This window comes from Pseudomonas sp. 65/3-MNA-CIBAN-0223 (assembly GCF_040310425.1).
GTDB lineage: Bacteria > Pseudomonadota > Gammaproteobacteria > Pseudomonadales > Pseudomonadaceae > Aquipseudomonas > Aquipseudomonas gregormendelii.
In genome coordinates this window covers 99,692-117,756 of the sequence record NZ_JBEOPV010000003.1, presented here as the reverse complement: position 1 = coordinate 117,756, position 18,065 = coordinate 99,692, and the positions used below count along the sequence as shown (strand labels likewise).

Genomic DNA, 18,065 nt, shown 5'->3' with positions numbered 1-18,065 from the left:
CACTCACCGGTGTTCGTCGGATGTATCGCGAACCTCGATGACCCGTTCCGGGCAGGCACGGGCACCGCGGGTTGCCAGCCGCTCTTGCCCAATCGGCACACTTAAGCCGTTGCTGGCGATGTAGCCGTTGTTATCGAGTGGATAGAGCGCGGGCGCGACGTTGTTGCAGCGGGCATGACCTACGCAGCCGGATTGGTTGATAGGCGTTTTCGCCGTGGGCGGTGAGCTCTGCCCATAGATCGAAATCGCGGGCAAGGTGCTTGGGAATGTGCGCAGGAACAGGTGCAGGCGTTTCAGGAGCGTTATTCATTATTGTTCTCCAGGTCTCTATCGGACTGGAGAAACGGTAAGGCCGCAGACGCAAAGCCACAACGAACAGAAGCGCAAATCTGTACGGCATAGACGGAATTAATTAACACTTTCGCCGAATATGTTCTAAAAATAATCCTGCTGGTGCAAAAAATCCTCTGTCATTGTGTTCTGATCACCGCCGGGAAGCTCTTGTACCCGCCGTCATGAAACCAATAAAAAGCGCTGCCGAGGTTAAGAATGTCTCACCTAGCTTCCGTGCAAACAGCCGATAAAAATCACGCCAGTCAACGCCACGCCTTGCGTTCCCAACGCACCCGGGAATTGTTGCTGGACCACATGTATCGCCTGGCGCTGGAAAAGGGCTACGAAGGAATTACGGTCCAGCAATTACTGGACAGTACAGGGGTCGCGCGCTCCACCTTCTACGCGCACTTTCGCGACAAGGAGGACCTGATCGTCGCCGGGTACGAAGCCATTGGCGTTCCCTCGACCAAGGTCACCGAAGTTGATGGCGACCGCCGTGTCCTGCTGGATGTTTCGGCCTGGCTGTTCAGCGCCACCGAACGTCATGCGGCACTGACAACGGCGTTCTTCAGCGGCCCGGGACAGAACGTGATTCTCGCGCACCTGGAAAATATCCTGATCATCCAGGTCCGGGAACACTACCGGAAACAGGGCCTGTACCAAATCGATCAACTGCGTGGCGAGGCCGCCGTGCGCTGTTTCGTCGGTGCCCTGGTGGGGCTGTGGTTGTGGTGGGTGCGCCACGACTATCCGAACCCGGCGCGGGAAATGACCGAAACCTTCGACAGCCTGATGAACAACGGCACCTGGCCGCCTGACAACAACGTGCGCCAGTAGCGGGATCAAGAGGCGCAGGCCATGATCAGAAACTGTCGGAATGCCTGGGTCGGTGCCGACAAACAGTTATCCGGCAGCCAGATCAGCCCCAGTTCCATGGGTGGAATCACATCCACCAGCGGCCGGATTTCAATCTTCTTGCCTTCCAGAGACCAGGCCCGGTACAGCATGTCCGAGAGAATGGTCACACCGAAACCATGCCCCACCAGCCCGCGCAATGCCTCCATGGATGAGGTACGAAAAGCCACCTTGGGTGCCAGTCCGCGGGATTCCCAATAGCGCATGGTCGAGGTCTCCCCCTCATCGACCGTGGCCAGGATATAGGCATGCTCGGCGACGTCTTCGAGATTGATCGAGGTGGCAGACATCAATGGGTGCTGACTTGCCAGCCAGAGTTGGCGGCGCGAACGAATTAGCACATGGTGAGCGAAACCGTGCAAGTTCGGCGTATTGGAGACAATTGCCAGGCCCAAGTCGAGGTCGCCATTGCTCAGGGCCGCTTCAATGCTCTGGCGGTCCATGTCGATCAGGTCGATCTCTACCTGAGGGTAGCTACGTTTGAAGCGTGCCAGCAGCGCTGGCAGAAAGTAACCGAGCACCGTGTAGGAGGCACCCACACGCACGGTTCCTTGCATCGCATGGCCGAGAAACAGCGGTTCACTGAGAGCGTCCTGCAGCGTGTCGAGAATGTGCCGCGCATGCTGGGAAAACTTGTTGCCTTCAGCGGTCAGCGCCACGCCATGGGGCAAGCGGTCGAACAAGCTGACGCCCAAGGACTGTTCCAGATGCAACACCGCCGCAGTAATCGCCGACTGCGATACATGCGCCTTCAGCGCCGCCTGGGAAAACTGGCCGGCGTCGGCGGCGGCAACGAAATAGCGCAGTTGGCGCATGGAAATATCTTTGCCTTTCGTCATCTGATTTTCTGATACCTGCCGCCTGAATATATGAAACAGCTCGGTCCACGGGCTGGTTACACTCGAGACCGGGTAGCTGCCCTGACGTATCGTTATCCTTCGAATTTCAGCGCCAATAATAAAAATGGCTGAAGGTTGAAAAATGAACGCGATCCACTACAGCGAGTACGACTGTGAAGCGTCAGGTAATTTCCTGACCGAAGCTTCATTGGCCAGGCAAGGCTTCGACATCCGGGTCGAACACGCGCAATGGTCCAACACTGGCACTGCCTTGATAGAAACCGGCGACAGTTGCCTGTTGCGCTTGATGCTGCCGGCCAGCTCGCAGATCAAGCCTAACTGCGGCGGTTTTTCCAGCCACGGTGCGCCTCAATTCCAACCCCTGGGCAAGCTGTTGTTCATTCCCCATGGCACCGAGTTCCACCTGCGTCACGATGCCGGAGAGCAAAAGGCCCTTGTGTGTCTATTCGACCCCTCCTCACTCGGCGTCCTGGGCAGCTATCGCTGGAACTGGCAGGACAACGTCAGCGCAGCCATGCTCAACCTGCAAAGCGGCTACTTGCACGCCTCGTTGCAACGGCTGGCCGAAGAAGTCGCCAACCCCGGCTTCGCCAGCGAGCTGCACACCGAGTGCCTGCTCACCAGCATTGCCCTGGACCTGCGCCGCGAATTTATCGACGCGCCCGACGATGCCACTTGTTCCTCACACTGCGCTGAAAAACTCAGCCATCGTCAACTCAACATCCTGCGTGAATTGCTCGACAGCGCCAGTGACGAAGGCCGCTCACTGGGCCACTTGGCGCGGGCCTGCGAACTGCCGTTGCGGACCCTGTCCAGTCGCTGCAAAAACACCACCGGCATGACCTTGCGCCAGTACGCCGCGCAAACCCGTTTGCAAAAAGCCGTGGCGCTGTTGGCTGACCCACGGTTGCTGATCAAACAAGTGGCCTATCAGGCCGGCTTCAACAACGCCGCCGCTTTCAGCGCGGCCTTCCGTAAAGAGCTCGGTGTCACACCCGAGGAATTTCGCCACCAGCGCCAGCGCTGAAAGGCACCCGGACAAGGGCGCCTTCCAGCAATACGGGCTTTAACGACGAATCGTGGCGGTGATTTTGGCGTGTGGCCCATTGACCTGCGCGGCCCAGGCTTCAGCCGCCTGATCGAGGGTAAAATCCAGGTAATCCACCTGAATCTGCTGCTCTTTGGCGATCTTCAGCAGACGCAGCCAGATCTGTTCACGGTCTGCGGGCGGGCGCTGGCCAGTGCCGATGCACGACAGATTGCGAAACAACAGATCGGCAATATCCAGATTGAGCTGGCGGCCGGCTCCCGTGCCAATGGTCATGATCCGTGCGCCCCAGTTGGTGGCCTTCAGCGACGTCAACATCGGTTGACCGCACACGAGGTCGAGCACCACATCAAATCCGCCATCGGCCGCATCCTTGAGCGCCGCGACGTCATCGCTGCCACCCAGGGTCACCACTTCATCGGCAAGGCCTCGCGACTTCAACCGCCCCAGTGCTTCAGCGGACCGGGCAGCACCGACCACTTTGCCTGCACCCAGACCGCGCGCCAGTTGCAGGGCGATCTGGCCGAGCGTGCCGGTGGCGCCCAGGATCAGCACCTTCTCACCCTTCTGAATCGCGGCTTTTTCCAGGGGCACGATGGCGCCGGTCGCAGCGATGCCCATGCTGATCGCGGTTTTATCGTCCACGTCGTCCGGCACATTCCATACTTCGGCTTGCGGCACCAGGGTGCGCTCTGCCCAGGCACCAAACGGCAACACCGAGCGCTCGCCGAAATACACCCGGCGGCCATCCGGCGCACGGCCAACGCCTTCTCCGCGAATGACACAGGGATATTCAACACCCAGACGGTAGGCGCCGAGTACATCCCAGCCACCAAGGCCAGCGGTATCGACATCGATCAGCACCGAGCCGTCTAGCGGCTGCGGATCACGAAACTCGCCCACTACCGGCGGCGCATTGCGCTCGGAAATGATTGCTGCACGCATGGCATTCTCCTTGTCTGTTTTATTGTCAGGCTGCACTCGAGGCAATAATTGAACATTATTCTGTTATTTGTCTATATTTACTTCGGCAGCTTCTCTAACTGGCAACTAATGGCTCGGACTGATATCGCGGATACCCACCCAATGTCAGCAGCAGCAATGGGCCGACGACAAAGCAGATAAAACTGAACAGCAGCATGGCCGAGTAGCCACCGGTGAGCTTGAACAACCCGGCGAACAGTAACGGCGAGATCGCCGCACCTGCGGTAATCAAGCCCAGGTGCGCGCCAAACAAGCGGCCGTAGTCGCGCATGCCGAAGTAACGGGCGATCAGGAAAGCAGCGATATCGAACTCGGCACCGGCACCCACGCCGACCAGCAACGTGGCGAGGGTGTACATCGCAATACTGGAATCCCCATAGGCAAAAATGCCGCAGGCAAATGCCGGCATCAGCAGCGCGACAGAGGCAACACCGGGCGCCCACAACCGGTCAATCAGGTAGCCCACCAATAGTCGGCCAAGGATCAGCGACACGCCGAAGCTGGCGAAAATCTGACTGGCCTGCAGGGCGCTCAGGCCACGGTCCTGCAGCAACGGCACAATGTTGGTGACCATGCCCACCACGCACGACACCACCAACGTCATCGACAGGTTGCACACCCAGAAACGCCAGGAGCGCATCGCCTCGCGCAGCAGTAGACCGCCGGTTTGTTCGCTGGTGGCGGGGAGTTGCGTCGAGTTGTGGCTGACATTGGTGGTCGGCAACAACCAGCGTAAGGCCAAGGGCAACGCCAGCAGCACCGGCAATACACCCAGCGCGAGGAATCCCGCCTGCCAATTCCACCGGCTGATCGCCCAGGCGGTGATCAGCGGAAGCATGATGGCCGCCAGTCCGGAGCCACTGAGGATGATCGCCAGCGCCAGACCACGGTTTTCCTCGAACCACAAGTTCACCAGGTGCGACCAGGTCACCTGCAACGTACCCAGCCCGGCTAGCGGCACCAGGAAAAAGCCAAGGTAGAGGGTCCAGATCGAGCCATTGATACAGGTCAGGGTGAAGACACTCAGGGACAACGCGAGCAGCGACAGCAACGTGACCCGGCGCAAGCCGTAGCGCGAGTTGAGCCAGCCGGCCAATTGCGACGCGACGATGGTGCCCAGCGATAACGCGGTGATCGCCGCCTGCAACTCCGCCCTGCCCCAGCCCATGGCCTGTTCCAGCGGAATCACCATGGAGCTGAAGCTGTACAGCAGCAACGAACTGGAACTGGTGGCAACGCCCACCAGCGCCAGAATCAGCACCCGCCAGCCGCGTTTGAATTCTGCGTTATCAAAGCCTTTCATGGTGTGTGACCTCAGTCGTTGCCAATAAACACAGCCGCTTGCGCGCTCTTGCTCAGTACCTGGGCACGACGTGCCGGGCCAGGTGCGGTCTCGACCTGAACAAGGGTGTCTTCGGGGTGAATCAGCGTCGGGCCATTACCCAGTTGCTCAAGCGCCAGAAGCGCCAAGTCATCTGCTTTGGGCAAGGTCATGGTCAGGGCGTCGGCAATGTTCAGTTTGACCATGGCATCGCGCATGGTGGGTGTGTCGACAGTGCCGATGACCAAATTGAGCACGTCGACGCCACGGTCTTTCCACTCCGCCCATAACGATTCGCCGAGGTTCAGCGCAAACCCTTTGGTGGCGGTGTACATCGCCAGTTTGCGAATACCCCCCAATGCAGCCTGGGAACCCACCAACAGCAAGCCGCCCTGCCCGCGCTCCAGCATCGCGGCACCAAAGGCATGGCTGCATTGCATCACGGTCAAGCAATTGAGGCGCAGCAACGCGCCCCAGTCCTCGGTCGAGGTATCGAGGAAGCGCGTGATGTAGGGATCGCCACCCGCGTTGTAGATAAACAGACCAACTTGACGTTCACCGACAGCCGCGAGCAATCGCTCACAGGCATCGGGCTGAGAAAGGTCCTGGATTACCACCAGCACTTCGATGGCGTAACGTTGCTCCAATTCGCCTTTCAATTGCGCCAGGGCGTCGCCACGGCGCGCCACCAGGACGCAGTTGAGGCTACGCTCGGCGAGGGCACGGGCAAACGCCGCGCCCACACCATGGGAGGCACCGGCAATCACCGCCCACGGACCATACCGATGCAGGAAGGCATTATCAGGAACAGACATAAACACTCCGAATACGAAGGCCCGGCGACCAGCCACCGGGCGAGAAAGGTTTCACCCTGTCAGGCCACGGGTGGCAGGTCGATGTGGCGGGCGGAGGCGCCAATGGCGGTGCTGCCGTAGACCAGGACGCGCCGCTCGATGTGCGCCATGAACAGGCGCAGCAAAGGCCCGTCGTATTCAGGCCCGGCGCTTTTGACAAAGGCTTCCAGCGCTGCATCAATCTCGCTGTAGTCACTGAAGGTGCGGTCCAGCAGGACTTGCGCCTCCTGTTGTTCCAGCTCGCGCAAGTGCAATTCCATGGCATCGCCACGGCCCAGGTACTCCACCAGTTTGCTCACGGCGCGCAGCTTGGTTTTCTGGAAGTCACTGCCGACTTCCACCTGCGCCAGGGCATCGGCGAGCATGGTCAGCAACTGGGCATTCGGGCCGCTGCTGACCATGTCCAGTTTCGGCGTTTGCAGAGGCACACCCATGGCTTCGGCCAGCGCATGCACCACCACCCGGCGCAGGGCGATGTCAAACTCGGTGTAGGTGTCATGTGGGTCGCCCGGTTGTGGCGTGGCCACCGACGCCGAGAACTGCATCGTGCTGACGGTGGCAAACAGTGCCGTGTGGTAACGCACCACATCGGGCTCCGCCGGTTCGCCGGTTACTTGCTGGTAGTAGCGATACAGGGCGGCGAAGCTGTCCCCGAGCGGCTCGTAATTGTCACGCATGCGCGCCGACGCCAGGTCGGCCAAGGGATCGCCGATCATGGCAAATTCGAAATCGTAGAGACCCTGTACCTGTCCGCTCTCGAACAGATATTGCCCTGAATCGTACTGCACGAAAGCAGGCCGGATACGGTGCTGCGGCACATTGCGGCGCAACCAGCCGAGGGCGAATTCAACCAGCGGCTGAGGCCTGGTTTTATTGCGTGCATACAGCGGGTAGTAAGCTTCCAGACCTGCGAGGGTAATGTCCTCGGCACTGGTCGGCAGGTGAATGCCCTGCTCAATGAAGGGTTGCAACGGCAATTGGTGCATGCGCGCCATGGCGTCGACCCACTGGCGTGCGACAGCATGGCGCTCGGCATCACTGATCGCCGTGCTGATATCACGACTGCCCGGCACTAACTCCATCACGATGGCTTGCGGGTCTTCGCAGAAGCCGTAGATACGCGGCACCGGCACACCTTGCTGGCCGAGCAAGGTGAGAATATCCGCCTCCCGGCGCAGATCCGGGAATGGGCTGACATCACCACCTCGCTCGCCACGAATATGCAATTGAAGGGTTTCGCCATCGCGTTGCAGTTCAAGGTTCCACGCCGGACGCCAGCGCAGCAGGCGTTGCATGGCCGTGATGTTTCCGCCCAGCAGCCCTTCGACAAAGGTGCGCAGCTTTTCTTCGACCGGATCAACAGTCGTATTTATTGTTGTTGGCATACGGGGTCTTCCTCAGGCGCTGATGTCCAGCGCCGCTCTCAATGGGTGCTGGTGCTACCAGCGTTCGGCCCGCCTACCTGCTCCAGCGGCACGCCCTTTTTCTTCGCCAGGTCGGCGGTGTCCAGGTACTCGCGCCAGGCACAGATCAGTCCGTGTTCGTCCAGCTCATACACCGCCACCATCGAGTGCGGCATGGGGACGCCGTTGCTGACGCAGTAATCGTCGCGTTCGGTCATCACCACGCGCTCCGAAGAGACGATGTGGCGCGTGGTGCAACGGTTATGCGTGACATAACTCATCTGTCGCTCTATCTCCCGGCGTAACGCATCGCGCCCCCGGATCACGGGACCACCGGGCACCCACAGTTGCCAGACGGCGTCGTCGGCGAAGGTGGCCATGATGCGTTCGATATCGGGGCGGCTGCCGTCGCTGCCATCGCCCCAGGCGGCCAGCATGTCGAGGATGAAGCGTTCCTGTTCGAGTGCCATGAAACGGGCTCCAGTGCAGTGAATGGATCGGGATCAGACCGAGGTTTGAGGCAGCAGGAAGTTGCGCACCACCGGCACCATCGGTGTGCCGCAACTCATACCGCCGTCCACGCGCATCAGCGTCCCGTTGACATAGGCGGCGTCGTCGCTGGCGAGGAAAGCGGCCATGGCGGCGATGTCTTCCGGCTCGCCCAGTTGCGGTACGTTTTGCAGGTCGAGAAAGGCCGACTTCATCGCCTCGTTGGCCCAACTTTCCATGGCTGGCGTGCGAATCACTCCCGGCAGGATGCCGTTGCAACGAATGCCGCGTTTGCCAAAGGTGGCGGCAATGCTTTGCACGTACCAGTTGAGCGCGGCCTTGGAGGCGCCGTAGCTGAACTGAGAAATTTCGCCGGCAATCGAGCTGGTGGACGAGGTGAACAGAATCGAACCGCTGCCCTGGGCGAGCATGTGCGGCAAGGCGTATTTGCACGCCAACACGCCACCCAACACGTTGACCCGCATGCAGTTGTGGAACAGCTCGGTGTTGAAGTTGATGAAGTCGATATCGCGGGTGGTGGCCGGGTTTCTGTACACGGCGTTATTGAACAACACGTCGATACGACCGAAGGTCTCGACAGTCTGCTCGACCATCTCCCGCAAGGCGCCTTCCTCACCAACATCCACTTGCATGGCCATTGCCTTGGCACCTATTTCAGCTGCCACGGCCTGCGCCGATTCGGCGAAAAGGTCGGTGACCACTACCGTGGCGCCCTCCCGGGCAAAACGCAGTGCCGAGGCGCGGCCGATGCCACTGCCGGCGCCTGTGATGACGCAGACCTTGCCGTCTAAACGTTGCACAATCTCGCTCATAAAAGGGTCTCGGGACGGATAAAAAAATCGGCGCCTGTGACAAGCGCCGAAAAGGAGCATGAGGTCAGCGGGTCTGGCCACCGGCAATGGTCTGCGGATTGGCTTCACGCTCGGCGACCGGTTCCTGGCGGTAGCGCGTCGGGCCGTTGCCGAACATGCCGTACTGGTCACGGGTGAAGTCGTACAACGAGTAGGAATCCTGTTGCGGGTTATTGGGAATGCCATACGCCTCGATGTTGTATTGCGAGCCGGTACGGAACAGCGCGCCGCTGTCGTCCCAGGCGTCGTAGACCGCAGCACCAAAGGTGTCCTCGTCGATGTAGTAGCGGCGTTTTTTCTGCGCGTGGCGGACGCCGTCCTTGCGGGTCGCTTCCACCACCCAGACACGGTGCAGTTCCCAGCGTTCACACGCGGGATTGATGTGTTTGGGCATGAGTTTCTTGTCCATGTCGCAACCCCATTTCAGCGTGTAGTTGCTGTAGGGGATGAACATTTCCTTTTTACCCACCAGCTTCCAGTCGAAACGGTCCATCTTTCCGGAGAACAGGAAGATTTCGTCGTAGAACGCCACCCCGCCGAACGCCGAGTTGGGGGTGTCGTAGTTGAATTCCGGAGCCTTGCGCACGCGGCGCTGGCCGGTGCTGTAGCTCCAGGCGTAGCGGGAGTCGGCGACCGGGTCGAGATAATCCCAATACCCGGATGCCTGGCCGGCCGTACGGGCCGGCGCGACGATGCGCGACCAGATACGCTGGGCGATTTTCGGATCACGCCCGGGAACATCCATCTGGTAGAAGGGTTTTTCGCCGGTGGACCGATTGGTGTTGGTTAGCGTCGCGTGGCCTTCATTAACCACGTAGGCACTGTGGTTCCAGTCCCAGCCATTCACGCCCTGATAGTTGAGGATGTAGTTCCACATCAATTCCCGGCCATCTCGCGGCAGCGGGAATGGCAGGCCGCCCCGGCACCCTTCGCTGATCGACAGCCCGTCGTTCTCGGTTTTGCAGTCCTTGCGGCTGGCGTTGCGCTGGGTGGCTGCCAGGAAATTCGCCGGAAAGGTTGCCGTCCTGTGGGTGGGGTACACCTCAAGATAATAAGTGTCGGGGTTCTGCTTGAGCAGTTGCAGCTGCCCGGCCGCCAATTGGTCGGCGTACTGGTCGGCGTTAGCCGCCGTAATGCGCAAGCGGGGTTTTTCATTGGCAAACGGGTTGGGCCAGTTGCCGTCGCCGGGCACCAGCCCTGCGGGCACTTTCAGGCCACCGTCGTAGGGCGGAATAGTGCCTGCCGCGTTACCCGCCACAATCGCGCCAAAGCTCGTGAGCTTACCGCCCAGGTCGGCGGTGGTAGCGCCCTCATCGGCCACAGCCGCCCCCGCCAAAGCAATGGCCACAAGGCCCATCGCATATGCATTAACCGTCATAACGTTCTCCATTCAGATGGGTGATCGCCGAGTCCGGTGATCACTGCATTGCAGTTCAGGCGCGGCTCAGAACGCAGTGCTGAGGGTCAGCGAGACCCAGTTGCGGTCGGTCAGGCCGACGTCGCCGGTGCCCCCGACGACGGTTTTTCCGACGCCGGCAACGTCTGCATATTTGCGTTCGCTGCCGTAGCCGATGTACGACAGAGTCACGTCGACGCGCTCGTCGTAGGTGCCCTTCACACCTGCTTTCCAGGTGTATTTGCCTTCGTTGCCACCGCCCGTGGCGGCATTGCCGTTGACGCCGTAATCCACACTCATGGGCGTGGAAATATTCCAGCCAGGGAACACCCCAAGCCATTGCGGCGCAAAGCTAACGGCCAGGCCGACATAGTTCTTGGTAGCGCAGCCGTAATGCTTGTCCTGCCCCGCCGGGCAGCCGCCATAGCCTTCTCCTTTGAACAGTTCCTCGTGCTTGGTCACCCGTTGCACATGACTGAACGCCATTTCGGTGATCAGGCTGCCGGTGTCGAAGTAATCGGTGCGCGGCAGCAACCACAGGCCGTTGACCACCATGTGCCACGTGTCACCGCGAGCGCCCTGATTGTCGGCAGTGCTGATGTTGCTGGAGACCAGCGAGGTGTTCTGGCGATACGACAGGTCGACGCCGAGGGAACCTCCGCCCAATACCGGACCTGCGGAGTAACCCAGGCCATAGAGCTTGACGTTCTCGGCGTACACGTAACGGGCGAAGGTCGGCGCTACTTGCAGGCCCCACGGGTTGTAGTCATCGAACTCGCGATAGAACGCGCTGACCTCCGAATGCAGGAAGTCGAAGCTGTAGGTGCCCATCACGCCCCAGTTGCCCCTGTCCTTGGGTTTGACCGGATCAATCAACGGCCGCGAAACACCGCTGAACAATGGCAAACGGTCCGGCCCTTCCAGGGCGACGTCGGCGGAGGCCAGATAGGTACCGCCTTCAGGCGCGCGCGTGGTGTCCCATTCGAAGAAGTATTGCGCTGCCAGCGACAACTTGTCGGTGACCTGAGCCTGGGTTGAAATCTGCGTCAGCGGCAGGAAGATTTCACGGGTCTCGGTACCAGGGTTGCTCACCGCCTTGCGCCCATCCAACGGTGCTTGCGAGTAGGACACCGCATGCCCGGCAATCAGCAGGCCGTTGCCCCAGTACACGGTATGCCGGCCGGCACGCACGCTGACCGGAATCTCACCCAGGTCGAAGCGGGTAAACGCAAAGGCGTCCAGCAACTCGCCGCTAGGGCCACGGTGATAGCGTTTGGTGAAGCTGGAGTATTTACCGTTGTTGTAGCTCGGCGTGCTGGTACCGGGGAACGCACCTGGGTAGTAAACATTGCCGGGGCTGGTTTCGACATCAGTGTTTTCATATGCCTGGTCGTACCAGCCAGCGCCGCTGATGCGAAAGCCGTTGTACTGCTTGTACGCGACCTCCATTTCGCTCATCAAATCGACACGATTGGTCACCACATCGCCCCGATCAAACTTGGCGTCGGACTCGTCGTAGCTGGCGTTATTGGCCAACGCGGAGTCGCGCCCCTCGGCCCGTATGCCCAGGTTGTAACGTACGGTGTTGTCCCAGCGCGCGGTCCAGTCCGGATTGCCGGTATCAAACTCGGCGGCCTGCACAGCGCCAACAGTCAAGGCACACCCGGTCACGCTGAACCAGACAGCCAGGCTTAACGGCTTTAGCTTTGCGTCGATCATCAACACTCCCATTACTTTTTATTGTTGTTGGCAGCCGAAGCGTTGGGCCGTCTGGACCGCGCCAATGAGCGCTCGTCTGTGGGCTTTCGGTATGGACTGAAGTAGACGGGACGGGGAGGTTCGAGACAACGATTGGGAGTATTGCTGAAATGCATTTTGGTATTGGTCAAATACTCCCGACCTATACTCAAAGGTCCTGGATCGTACTTTTTGAGTACAGGAGGTGACCATGAAATCGGGAACCCGGACAGCGACACTCCTAGCCGCTGCGATGATCGTCGGCTGTACGACTTCATCAAGCCAGACAGTGACTGTTCCCTTGAACGCTACACCACGCAACGGCGGTCAGATCGCCAATGCAACGCTGGCCGTTCAGGGCAATGAGACAGCGTTTTCCTTTGTCGTCAGTGGAGTTCCAAGCGGCACCCTTCGGCCCTTGAATCTCTACACCTTTATCAACAAAGGCAGCTGCGAGCGCCCCGGGACTGTCGCCTATGCAATGAATGACCGGATCAACACCAATCGCATTTCTGCAACGCGCGGCTGGACCTATTCACGAAGTGCGCCAGTGACGCTGGCAGAGCTGCTTTCTGGTGGATATTACTTAGTAATAAGGACCACTCCGGCCGATGGCAACGTGGATATTTTCTGTGGGGATATCAAGCCCGAAACAAGGTGAAATGACACCAGACCGATAACCGGCTTTATCTACAACAGCGTGAAGAACAGTGTGCGTTGCGGTATTTGAATATCCGATACCGCCCCATTGTTTTTGTGATTTTACGATGGCAAAACTGCTCCCTAGACTCCAGCCAATAACTAGGCAACGCCGCTCTCCTGGCGCCGCCATGACAATAAAGCCTGGAGGATGAACATGAGTGCGCCCCCGTCTCTGGATGACAAGTACGTCCAGCACACTGGAAAAGTTTTGCTCACCGGGATTCAGGCGCTGGTGCGTCTGCCGCTGATGCAGCGCCAACGCGATCTGGCCAATGGCTTGAATACCGCCGGTTTTATTTCCGGGTACCGTGGCTCGCCGCTGGGTGGTTTCGACCAGGCATTGTGGAAGGCGCGCGACTACCTCAAGGAACACCACACGGTGTTCCATCCAGGCATGAACGAAGACCTCGCTGCTACCTCAATCTGGGGTACGCAACAGGTCAATCTCTTCGAAGGCGCCACCTACGATGGCGTGTTTGGCATGTGGTACGGCAAGGGTCCGGGCGTCGATCGCTGCGGCGATGTGTTCCGCCACGCCAACGCCGCCGGCACCTCGAAATTTGGCGGCGTGCTGGCCATTGCCGGCGACGACCATGGCGCACGCTCCTCCTCGCTACCGCACCAGACCGAACACATTTTCAAAGCGGTGATGATGCCGGTGCTGGCGCCATCGGGGGTGCAGGAATACCTCGACTACGGCATGCATGGCTGGGCCATGTCGCGCTATTCCGGCTGCTGGGTCGCCCTCAAAGCGGTGGCCGATACCGTAGAGAGCGCGGCCGTCGTCGACATCGACATTCATCGCGTACAACCGATCATTCCCGATATCCCGCTGCCCGAAGGTGGCTTGAATATCCGTTGGCCGGACCCGCCCCTGGCACAGGAACAGCGCCTGCTGGAACACAAGCTATATGCTGCCCTCGCCTATGCACGGGCCAACCGCCTCGACCGTGTCGTGATGGACTCAGCGAAAGCGCGCATCGGCATCATCACGTCAGGCAAATCGTACCTCGACGTTTGCCAGGCACTGAAAATCCTCGGCATCGACGAAACACTCGCCCAGCAGATTGGCCTGCGGGTCTACAAGGTCGGCATGGTTTGGCCGCTGGAGGCTGAAGGCGTCCGGCAGTTCGCCGAGGGCCTGGAAGAAATCGTGGTGGTGGAAGAAAAACGCCACATGATCGAGTACCAGTTGAAGGAAGAACTCTACAACTGGCGCGAGGATGTGCGCCCGCGCATCGTCGGCAAGTTTGACGACAAGGGTGAGTGGAGCCTGCCGCACACGGGTTGGTTGCTACCCGCCATCAACGACCTGACCCCGGCTATGATCGCCCGGGCGCTGGCCAAACGCATTTTGCGCCTGCATCAAAGTGGCCCGCTGCAAGTGCGCCTGGCGGTGCTGGATGCGCAATTGGCGAGCAAAGACCAGTTCAGTAACCTGATGGAACGCGTGCCCCACTACTGTTCCGGTTGCCCGCACAACACCTCGACCAAAGTCCCGCAGGGCAGTCGCGCATTGGCCGGCATCGGCTGCCATTACATGGCCGCCTGGATCTACCCGCAGACCCAGACGTTCAGTCAGATGGGGGGCGAAGGCGTGGCGTGGATCGGCCAGGCACCGTTTACCACTACTCAACATGTGTTCGCCAACCTCGGTGACGGAACCTATTTCCACTCCGGCATTCTCGCGATTCGGGCTGCCATCGCGGCCAAGGTGCAGATCACCTACAAGATTCTCTACAACGACGCCGTGGCCATGACCGGCGGCCAACCAGTGGACGGCAGCCTCAGCGTGGCGCAAATCAGCCGGCAACTCGTTGCAGAAGGCGTGCAGCGTGTGGTGGTGGTCAGCGAAGATGTCGAGAAGTATCAGCACATCCATGATCTGGCAGACGGCGTGCCGGTGCTGCGTCGCGACCAGATGGACGAAGTGCAGGAACAGCTGCGCCAGTTCCAGGGCGTATCCGCAATCATCTATGACCAGACCTGCGCTGCGGAAAAGCGTCGGCGTCGCAAGCGCGGCAAGTTTCCGGATCCGGCACGCCGTGTCGTAATCAATGAAGCAGTGTGTGAAGGCTGTGGCGATTGCAGCAGCAAATCCAACTGTATGTCGGTGGTGGCGGTGGAAACCGAGTTCGGCCGCAAGCGTGAAATCGACCAGTCCTCTTGCAACAAAGACTTCACGTGTCTCAACGGTTTTTGCCCGAGTTTTGTCACGGTCGAAGGTGGCACCTTGCGCAAACCCAAGGCCTTGGCGGCCGCGAAGGATGACGTGTGGGATTTGCCGACGCCCGCGACCGTCGCGCTGGATGAGCCTTACAGCATCCTGATCACTGGCGTGGGCGGTACGGGCGTGGTGACCATCGGTGCCCTGCTGGGGATGGCGGCGTTCATCGAAGGTAAAGGCACGCTCAATCTGGACATGGCCGGCATGGCGCAAAAAGGCGGCGCGGTGTGGTCGCACATCCGCATCGCCGCGCACCAGGAACAATTGTTTGCACCGCGGATTGCCGAGGGTGAAGCGGGCTTGCTGCTGGGTTGCGACCTGGTGGTCAGTGCCAACACCGAAACCTTGTCCAAGCTGCGTCACGGCGTCACCCATGCCGTGGTCAACAGCGAGGAAAGCATTACCAGCGCTTTTGTGCGCACCTTCGCCCAGCAAGCGGAAAGTGGTGATTTGCTCAAACACCCGGACCCGAAATTCCAGACCCAGAGCATGTCGGCACAAATTGTCGAAGCAGTGGGCTCCGACCAGGCGGACTTTGTCGACGCCAGCAAAATTGCCACGGCGTTGTTGGGTGATTCGATAGCCACGAACACCTTCATGCTCGGCTATGCCTACCAGAAAGGCTGGTTGCCGGTGGGTAAAGCGGCGCTGCTACAGGCCATCGAACTGAACGGCACCGCGGTGCCCTTCAACCTCTCGGCCTTTGACTGGGGCCGGTGCAGCGCCCATGACTTGCCACGGGTTTTACGCAAACTGGAAGCCGGCAAGGTGCAAAGCCCGGACCGCTTACTGTCGCAAAGCCTGGAAGAAACGCTGGCACGGCGCATGGAGTTTCTCACTGCGTACCAGAACTACGCCTATGCCCAACGCTACCGGTTTCGTGTCGAGCAATTCATCAAGGCGGAAACCGCACTGTTCGGACAACCCGGCAAGCTGTCGGCGAGTGTCGCCCGATATTACTTCAAAGTGCTGGCGATCAAGGATGAATACGAAGTGGCGCGCCTGTTTACCGATGGACAATTCCTGGAAAAAATCCAGGCCGGCTTCGAGGGCGACTACCGCCTGCGCTTCCACCTGGCACCACCGCTGCTGAACGATAACGGCTCCGGTCGCGAACCGAAAAAACGCAGCTTCGGCCCGTGGATGCTGCAAGGCTTCAAGCTGCTGGCCAGGCTCAAGTTCCTGCGTAATACCTGGCTTGATCCGTTCGGTCGTACCCATGAACGCAAGGTGGAACGCAACTGGCTGGCCAGTTACGAACGCGTCCTCGATGAAGTACTCACTGGCTTGACGGCCGACAAGCTGAGCCTTGCTCAGGAGTTGGCGGAGTTGCCAGACAGCGTTCGCGGTTATGGTCCGGTGAAAGAGCGTTTCCTCGGCCACGCCGAAAAGCGCCAGGCGCAATTGCTTGAGCAATGGCGTAATGGTCCGAGTGTCACGTTTCACGATGCCAGCCAGGTCACCGGCAAAATCGCCATCACTCAACTGTAAATATCCCGGCCCTGGGCCAGGTGCCAGGACCCGGGTTGCATGCGATGCCGCCCGGGAAGTTGGCTAAAACAATAAGGTCGACCCATGAACGAAGAGCTGGCCAGAAACTACCGGGAGATTCTTCACGGAGTGGGCGAAGATCCAGAGCGAGAAGGCTTGCTGGACACGCCAAAACGCGCGGCGAAAGCCATGCAGTACCTGTGTCATGGCTATCAGCAAAGCCTCGAACAGATCGTCAACGGCGCGTTGTTTGAATCGGACAACGATGAGATGGTCATCGTCCGTGACATCGAACTGTACTCACTCTGCGAACACCACCTCCTGCCGTTTATTGGCAAGGCCCATGTCGCCTATATTCCCACTGGTAAGGTGCTGGGGCTGTCGAAAGTGGCCCGCATTGTCGATATGTTCGCTCGCCGTTTGCAGATTCAGGAAAACCTGACACGGCAGATTGCCGACGCGATTTCCCTAGTGACCGATGCCGCCGGAGTGGCGGTAGTGATCGAGGCAAAACACATGTGCATGATGATGCGCGGTGTGGAGAAGCAGAACTCGGTGATGAGCACCTCGGTAATGCTCGGCGCGTTCCGCGAGTCGTACAACACCCGCCAGGAGTTTTTGCAGTTGATCCGCGGTCGCTAGGAGAGGCGCCAGGCGCCCCACCTTCAACTCAACTGAGCATCAGCATGCCGCCATCAATCATCAACGTTTGCCCGGTGACAAATCGCGAACCGTCTCCGGCAAGAAATACCAGCACAGGCGCCAGATCCCGGGCCGGTTCACCCAGCTGTCCGCCGATGGGCACTTGCCTTGTCATGTAGGCATCGTGCTGCTGCAATTGCTCGGTGCTCATGCTCGCGCGAGTCGCCTCGTACATCGGCGTCCACATCGCCGGGGCGATAGCGTTGACGGTAATGCCCAAGGGGCCCCATTCCCGCGCCACCGTGCGCGTCCACGCCAGCACCGCCCCCTTGCTGGCCGCGTAATGGGCTTTGCCGGGCTGTCCGATGACGCCTGCCGCAGAGGCGAAGTTGATGATCCGCCCACCGCTGCCCTTCAGCAGCTCATAGGCCGCGCGGTTGGTCAGGAATGTGCCACGGGTATTCACCGCAAAGACTTTTTCCCACTCGTCCAGCGTGATGCTGTCGGCACTGGCATTCGGCGCGATACCCGCAGCATGTACCAGCACATCCAGACCATTGAGCCGTTCGTTGGCCCAGGCGAAAGCGGCATCCACGGATTGGCTGTCAGCGATATCGCAGACTCGTGTATGCGCCCACCCGCCACCGTCCCCCGTCATCAAGGCGGCTTCGCCCAGGTCGAGGCTGACGACATAGGCTCCCTCCTCCACAAATGCTTTGACCACTGCCGCGCCGATACCCCTGGCGCCTCCCGTGACGATGATTCGTTTACCGGCCAGTTGCATGGGC

Annotated in this window: 16 protein-coding genes; 5 read left to right on the top strand and 11 right to left on the bottom strand. The window is 59.9% G+C overall.

Annotated features, from left to right (window positions below; genetic code table 11):
• Positions 1 to 3: 3 nt before the first annotated feature.
• Positions 4 to 255 (bottom strand): ferredoxin, encoded by a 252-nt coding sequence (locus AAEZ09_RS03865; protein ID WP_154220403.1) that lies wholly within the window; start codon positions 253 to 255, stop codon positions 4 to 6.
• 294 nt (positions 256 to 549) lie between these two features.
• On the opposite strand from AAEZ09_RS03865, the gene AAEZ09_RS03860 reads away from it, so the two are divergent.
• A complete protein-coding gene (locus AAEZ09_RS03860; RefSeq protein WP_032904483.1) occupies positions 550 to 1,173 on the top strand; it encodes a TetR/AcrR family transcriptional regulator in 624 nt (207 codons plus the stop codon).
• A 5-nt stretch (positions 1,174 to 1,178) separates the two neighbouring features.
• On the opposite strand, the gene AAEZ09_RS03855 is transcribed toward AAEZ09_RS03860, so the two are convergent.
• A complete protein-coding gene (locus AAEZ09_RS03855; protein WP_020300825.1) occupies positions 1,179 to 2,090 on the bottom strand; it encodes a LysR family transcriptional regulator in 912 nt (303 codons plus the stop codon).
• Positions 2,091 to 2,232: 142 nt separating this feature from the next.
• Between AAEZ09_RS03855 and AAEZ09_RS03850 the strand changes: the two genes are divergently transcribed.
• On the top strand, positions 2,233 to 3,138 hold the full coding sequence (locus AAEZ09_RS03850) for a helix-turn-helix domain-containing protein (protein ID WP_020300826.1): 906 nt from the start codon (positions 2,233 to 2,235) through the stop codon (positions 3,136 to 3,138).
• Positions 3,139 to 3,177: 39 nt separating this feature from the next.
• On the opposite strand, the gene AAEZ09_RS03845 is transcribed toward AAEZ09_RS03850, so the two are convergent.
• The 8 genes from AAEZ09_RS03845 to AAEZ09_RS03810 all read right to left on the bottom strand — a co-directional run bounded on the left by AAEZ09_RS03845 (position 3,178) and on the right by AAEZ09_RS03810 (position 12,197).
• The gene (locus AAEZ09_RS03845; protein ID WP_020300827.1) at positions 3,178 to 4,104 is read right to left on the bottom strand and encodes a quinone oxidoreductase family protein; all 927 of its coding nucleotides are present in this window, start codon (positions 4,102 to 4,104) and stop codon (positions 3,178 to 3,180) included.
• A 94-nt stretch (positions 4,105 to 4,198) separates the two neighbouring features.
• The gene (locus AAEZ09_RS03840) at positions 4,199 to 5,446 is read right to left on the bottom strand and encodes an MFS transporter (protein ID WP_020300828.1); all 1,248 of its coding nucleotides are present in this window, start codon (positions 5,444 to 5,446) and stop codon (positions 4,199 to 4,201) included.
• Positions 5,447 to 5,457: 11 nt separating this feature from the next.
• Complete coding sequence (locus AAEZ09_RS03835; RefSeq protein ID WP_020300829.1) at positions 5,458 to 6,279, bottom strand: SDR family NAD(P)-dependent oxidoreductase; 822 nt, start codon at positions 6,277 to 6,279, stop codon at positions 5,458 to 5,460.
• Between the two features lie 59 nt (positions 6,280 to 6,338).
• On the bottom strand, positions 6,339 to 7,703 hold the full coding sequence (locus AAEZ09_RS03830) for a phosphotransferase family protein (RefSeq protein ID WP_020300830.1): 1,365 nt from the start codon (positions 7,701 to 7,703) through the stop codon (positions 6,339 to 6,341).
• A 38-nt stretch (positions 7,704 to 7,741) separates the two neighbouring features.
• Positions 7,742 to 8,191 carry a nuclear transport factor 2 family protein gene (locus tag AAEZ09_RS03825; protein WP_020300831.1) on the bottom strand — a complete coding sequence of 150 codons (450 nt, stop codon included), beginning with the start codon at positions 8,189 to 8,191 and terminating at the stop codon, positions 7,742 to 7,744.
• Positions 8,192 to 8,224: 33 nt separating this feature from the next.
• Positions 8,225 to 9,043, bottom strand: coding sequence for an SDR family NAD(P)-dependent oxidoreductase (locus AAEZ09_RS03820; protein ID WP_020300832.1), 819 nt, complete (start codon positions 9,041 to 9,043; stop codon positions 8,225 to 8,227).
• Positions 9,044 to 9,107: 64 nt separating this feature from the next.
• Positions 9,108 to 10,460 carry a DUF1329 domain-containing protein gene (locus AAEZ09_RS03815; RefSeq protein WP_057005036.1) on the bottom strand — a complete coding sequence of 451 codons (1,353 nt, stop codon included), beginning with the start codon at positions 10,458 to 10,460 and terminating at the stop codon, positions 9,108 to 9,110.
• Between the two features lie 66 nt (positions 10,461 to 10,526).
• On the bottom strand, positions 10,527 to 12,197 hold the full coding sequence (locus AAEZ09_RS03810; protein WP_090234955.1) for a DUF1302 domain-containing protein: 1,671 nt from the start codon (positions 12,195 to 12,197) through the stop codon (positions 10,527 to 10,529).
• Positions 12,198 to 12,426: 229 nt separating this feature from the next.
• Here AAEZ09_RS03810 and AAEZ09_RS03805 point away from each other — a divergent pair, with 229 nt between their 5' ends.
• The 3 genes from AAEZ09_RS03805 (at position 12,427) to folE (ending at position 17,277) form a co-directional block, all read left to right on the top strand.
• On the top strand, positions 12,427 to 12,876 hold the full coding sequence (locus AAEZ09_RS03805; protein ID WP_082643857.1) for a hypothetical protein: 450 nt from the start codon (positions 12,427 to 12,429) through the stop codon (positions 12,874 to 12,876).
• A gap of 195 nt (positions 12,877 to 13,071) precedes the next feature.
• Positions 13,072 to 16,635, top strand: coding sequence for an indolepyruvate ferredoxin oxidoreductase family protein (locus AAEZ09_RS03800; RefSeq protein ID WP_057005035.1), 3,564 nt, complete (start codon positions 13,072 to 13,074; stop codon positions 16,633 to 16,635).
• Positions 16,636 to 16,719: 84 nt separating this feature from the next.
• Entirely contained in the window at positions 16,720 to 17,277 is a 558-nt protein-coding gene (folE, locus tag AAEZ09_RS03795; RefSeq protein ID WP_057005034.1) for a GTP cyclohydrolase I FolE, read from the top strand.
• 28 nt (positions 17,278 to 17,305) lie between these two features.
• On the opposite strand, the gene AAEZ09_RS03790 is transcribed toward folE, so the two are convergent.
• Positions 17,306 to 18,061 (bottom strand): SDR family NAD(P)-dependent oxidoreductase, encoded by a 756-nt coding sequence (locus AAEZ09_RS03790; protein WP_126588869.1) that lies wholly within the window; start codon positions 18,059 to 18,061, stop codon positions 17,306 to 17,308.
• Between the last annotated feature and the right edge of the window lie 4 nt (positions 18,062 to 18,065).

What these genes read in the sequence shown, in the direction of transcription:
- AAEZ09_RS03840 (WP_020300828.1), bottom strand. Translation starts at nt 5,446, where the DNA reads ATGAAAGGCTTTGATAACGCAGAATTCAAACGCGGCTGGCGGGTGCTG.
- AAEZ09_RS03860 (WP_032904483.1), top strand. Translation starts at nt 550, where the DNA reads ATGTCTCACCTAGCTTCCGTGCAAACAGCCGATAAAAATCACGCCAGT.
- AAEZ09_RS03825 (WP_020300831.1), bottom strand. Translation starts at nt 8,191, where the DNA reads ATGGCACTCGAACAGGAACGCTTCATCCTCGACATGCTGGCCGCCTGG.
- AAEZ09_RS03855 (WP_020300825.1), bottom strand. Translation starts at nt 2,090, where the DNA reads ATGACGAAAGGCAAAGATATTTCCATGCGCCAACTGCGCTATTTCGTT.
- AAEZ09_RS03805 (WP_082643857.1), top strand. Translation starts at nt 12,427, where the DNA reads ATGAAATCGGGAACCCGGACAGCGACACTCCTAGCCGCTGCGATGATC.
- AAEZ09_RS03800 (WP_057005035.1), top strand. Translation starts at nt 13,072, where the DNA reads ATGAGTGCGCCCCCGTCTCTGGATGACAAGTACGTCCAGCACACTGGA.
- AAEZ09_RS03810 (WP_090234955.1), bottom strand. Translation starts at nt 12,197, where the DNA reads ATGATCGACGCAAAGCTAAAGCCGTTAAGCCTGGCTGTCTGGTTCAGC.
- AAEZ09_RS03850 (WP_020300826.1), top strand. Translation starts at nt 2,233, where the DNA reads ATGAACGCGATCCACTACAGCGAGTACGACTGTGAAGCGTCAGGTAAT.
- AAEZ09_RS03820 (WP_020300832.1), bottom strand. Translation starts at nt 9,043, where the DNA reads ATGAGCGAGATTGTGCAACGTTTAGACGGCAAGGTCTGCGTCATCACA.
- AAEZ09_RS03815 (WP_057005036.1), bottom strand. Translation starts at nt 10,460, where the DNA reads ATGACGGTTAATGCATATGCGATGGGCCTTGTGGCCATTGCTTTGGCG.
- AAEZ09_RS03835 (WP_020300829.1), bottom strand. Translation starts at nt 6,279, where the DNA reads ATGTCTGTTCCTGATAATGCCTTCCTGCATCGGTATGGTCCGTGGGCG.
- AAEZ09_RS03845 (WP_020300827.1), bottom strand. Translation starts at nt 4,104, where the DNA reads ATGCGTGCAGCAATCATTTCCGAGCGCAATGCGCCGCCGGTAGTGGGC.
- AAEZ09_RS03830 (WP_020300830.1), bottom strand. Translation starts at nt 7,703, where the DNA reads ATGCCAACAACAATAAATACGACTGTTGATCCGGTCGAAGAAAAGCTG.
- AAEZ09_RS03790 (WP_126588869.1), bottom strand. Translation starts at nt 18,061, where the DNA reads ATGCAACTGGCCGGTAAACGAATCATCGTCACGGGAGGCGCCAGGGGT.
- folE (WP_057005034.1), top strand. Translation starts at nt 16,720, where the DNA reads ATGAACGAAGAGCTGGCCAGAAACTACCGGGAGATTCTTCACGGAGTG.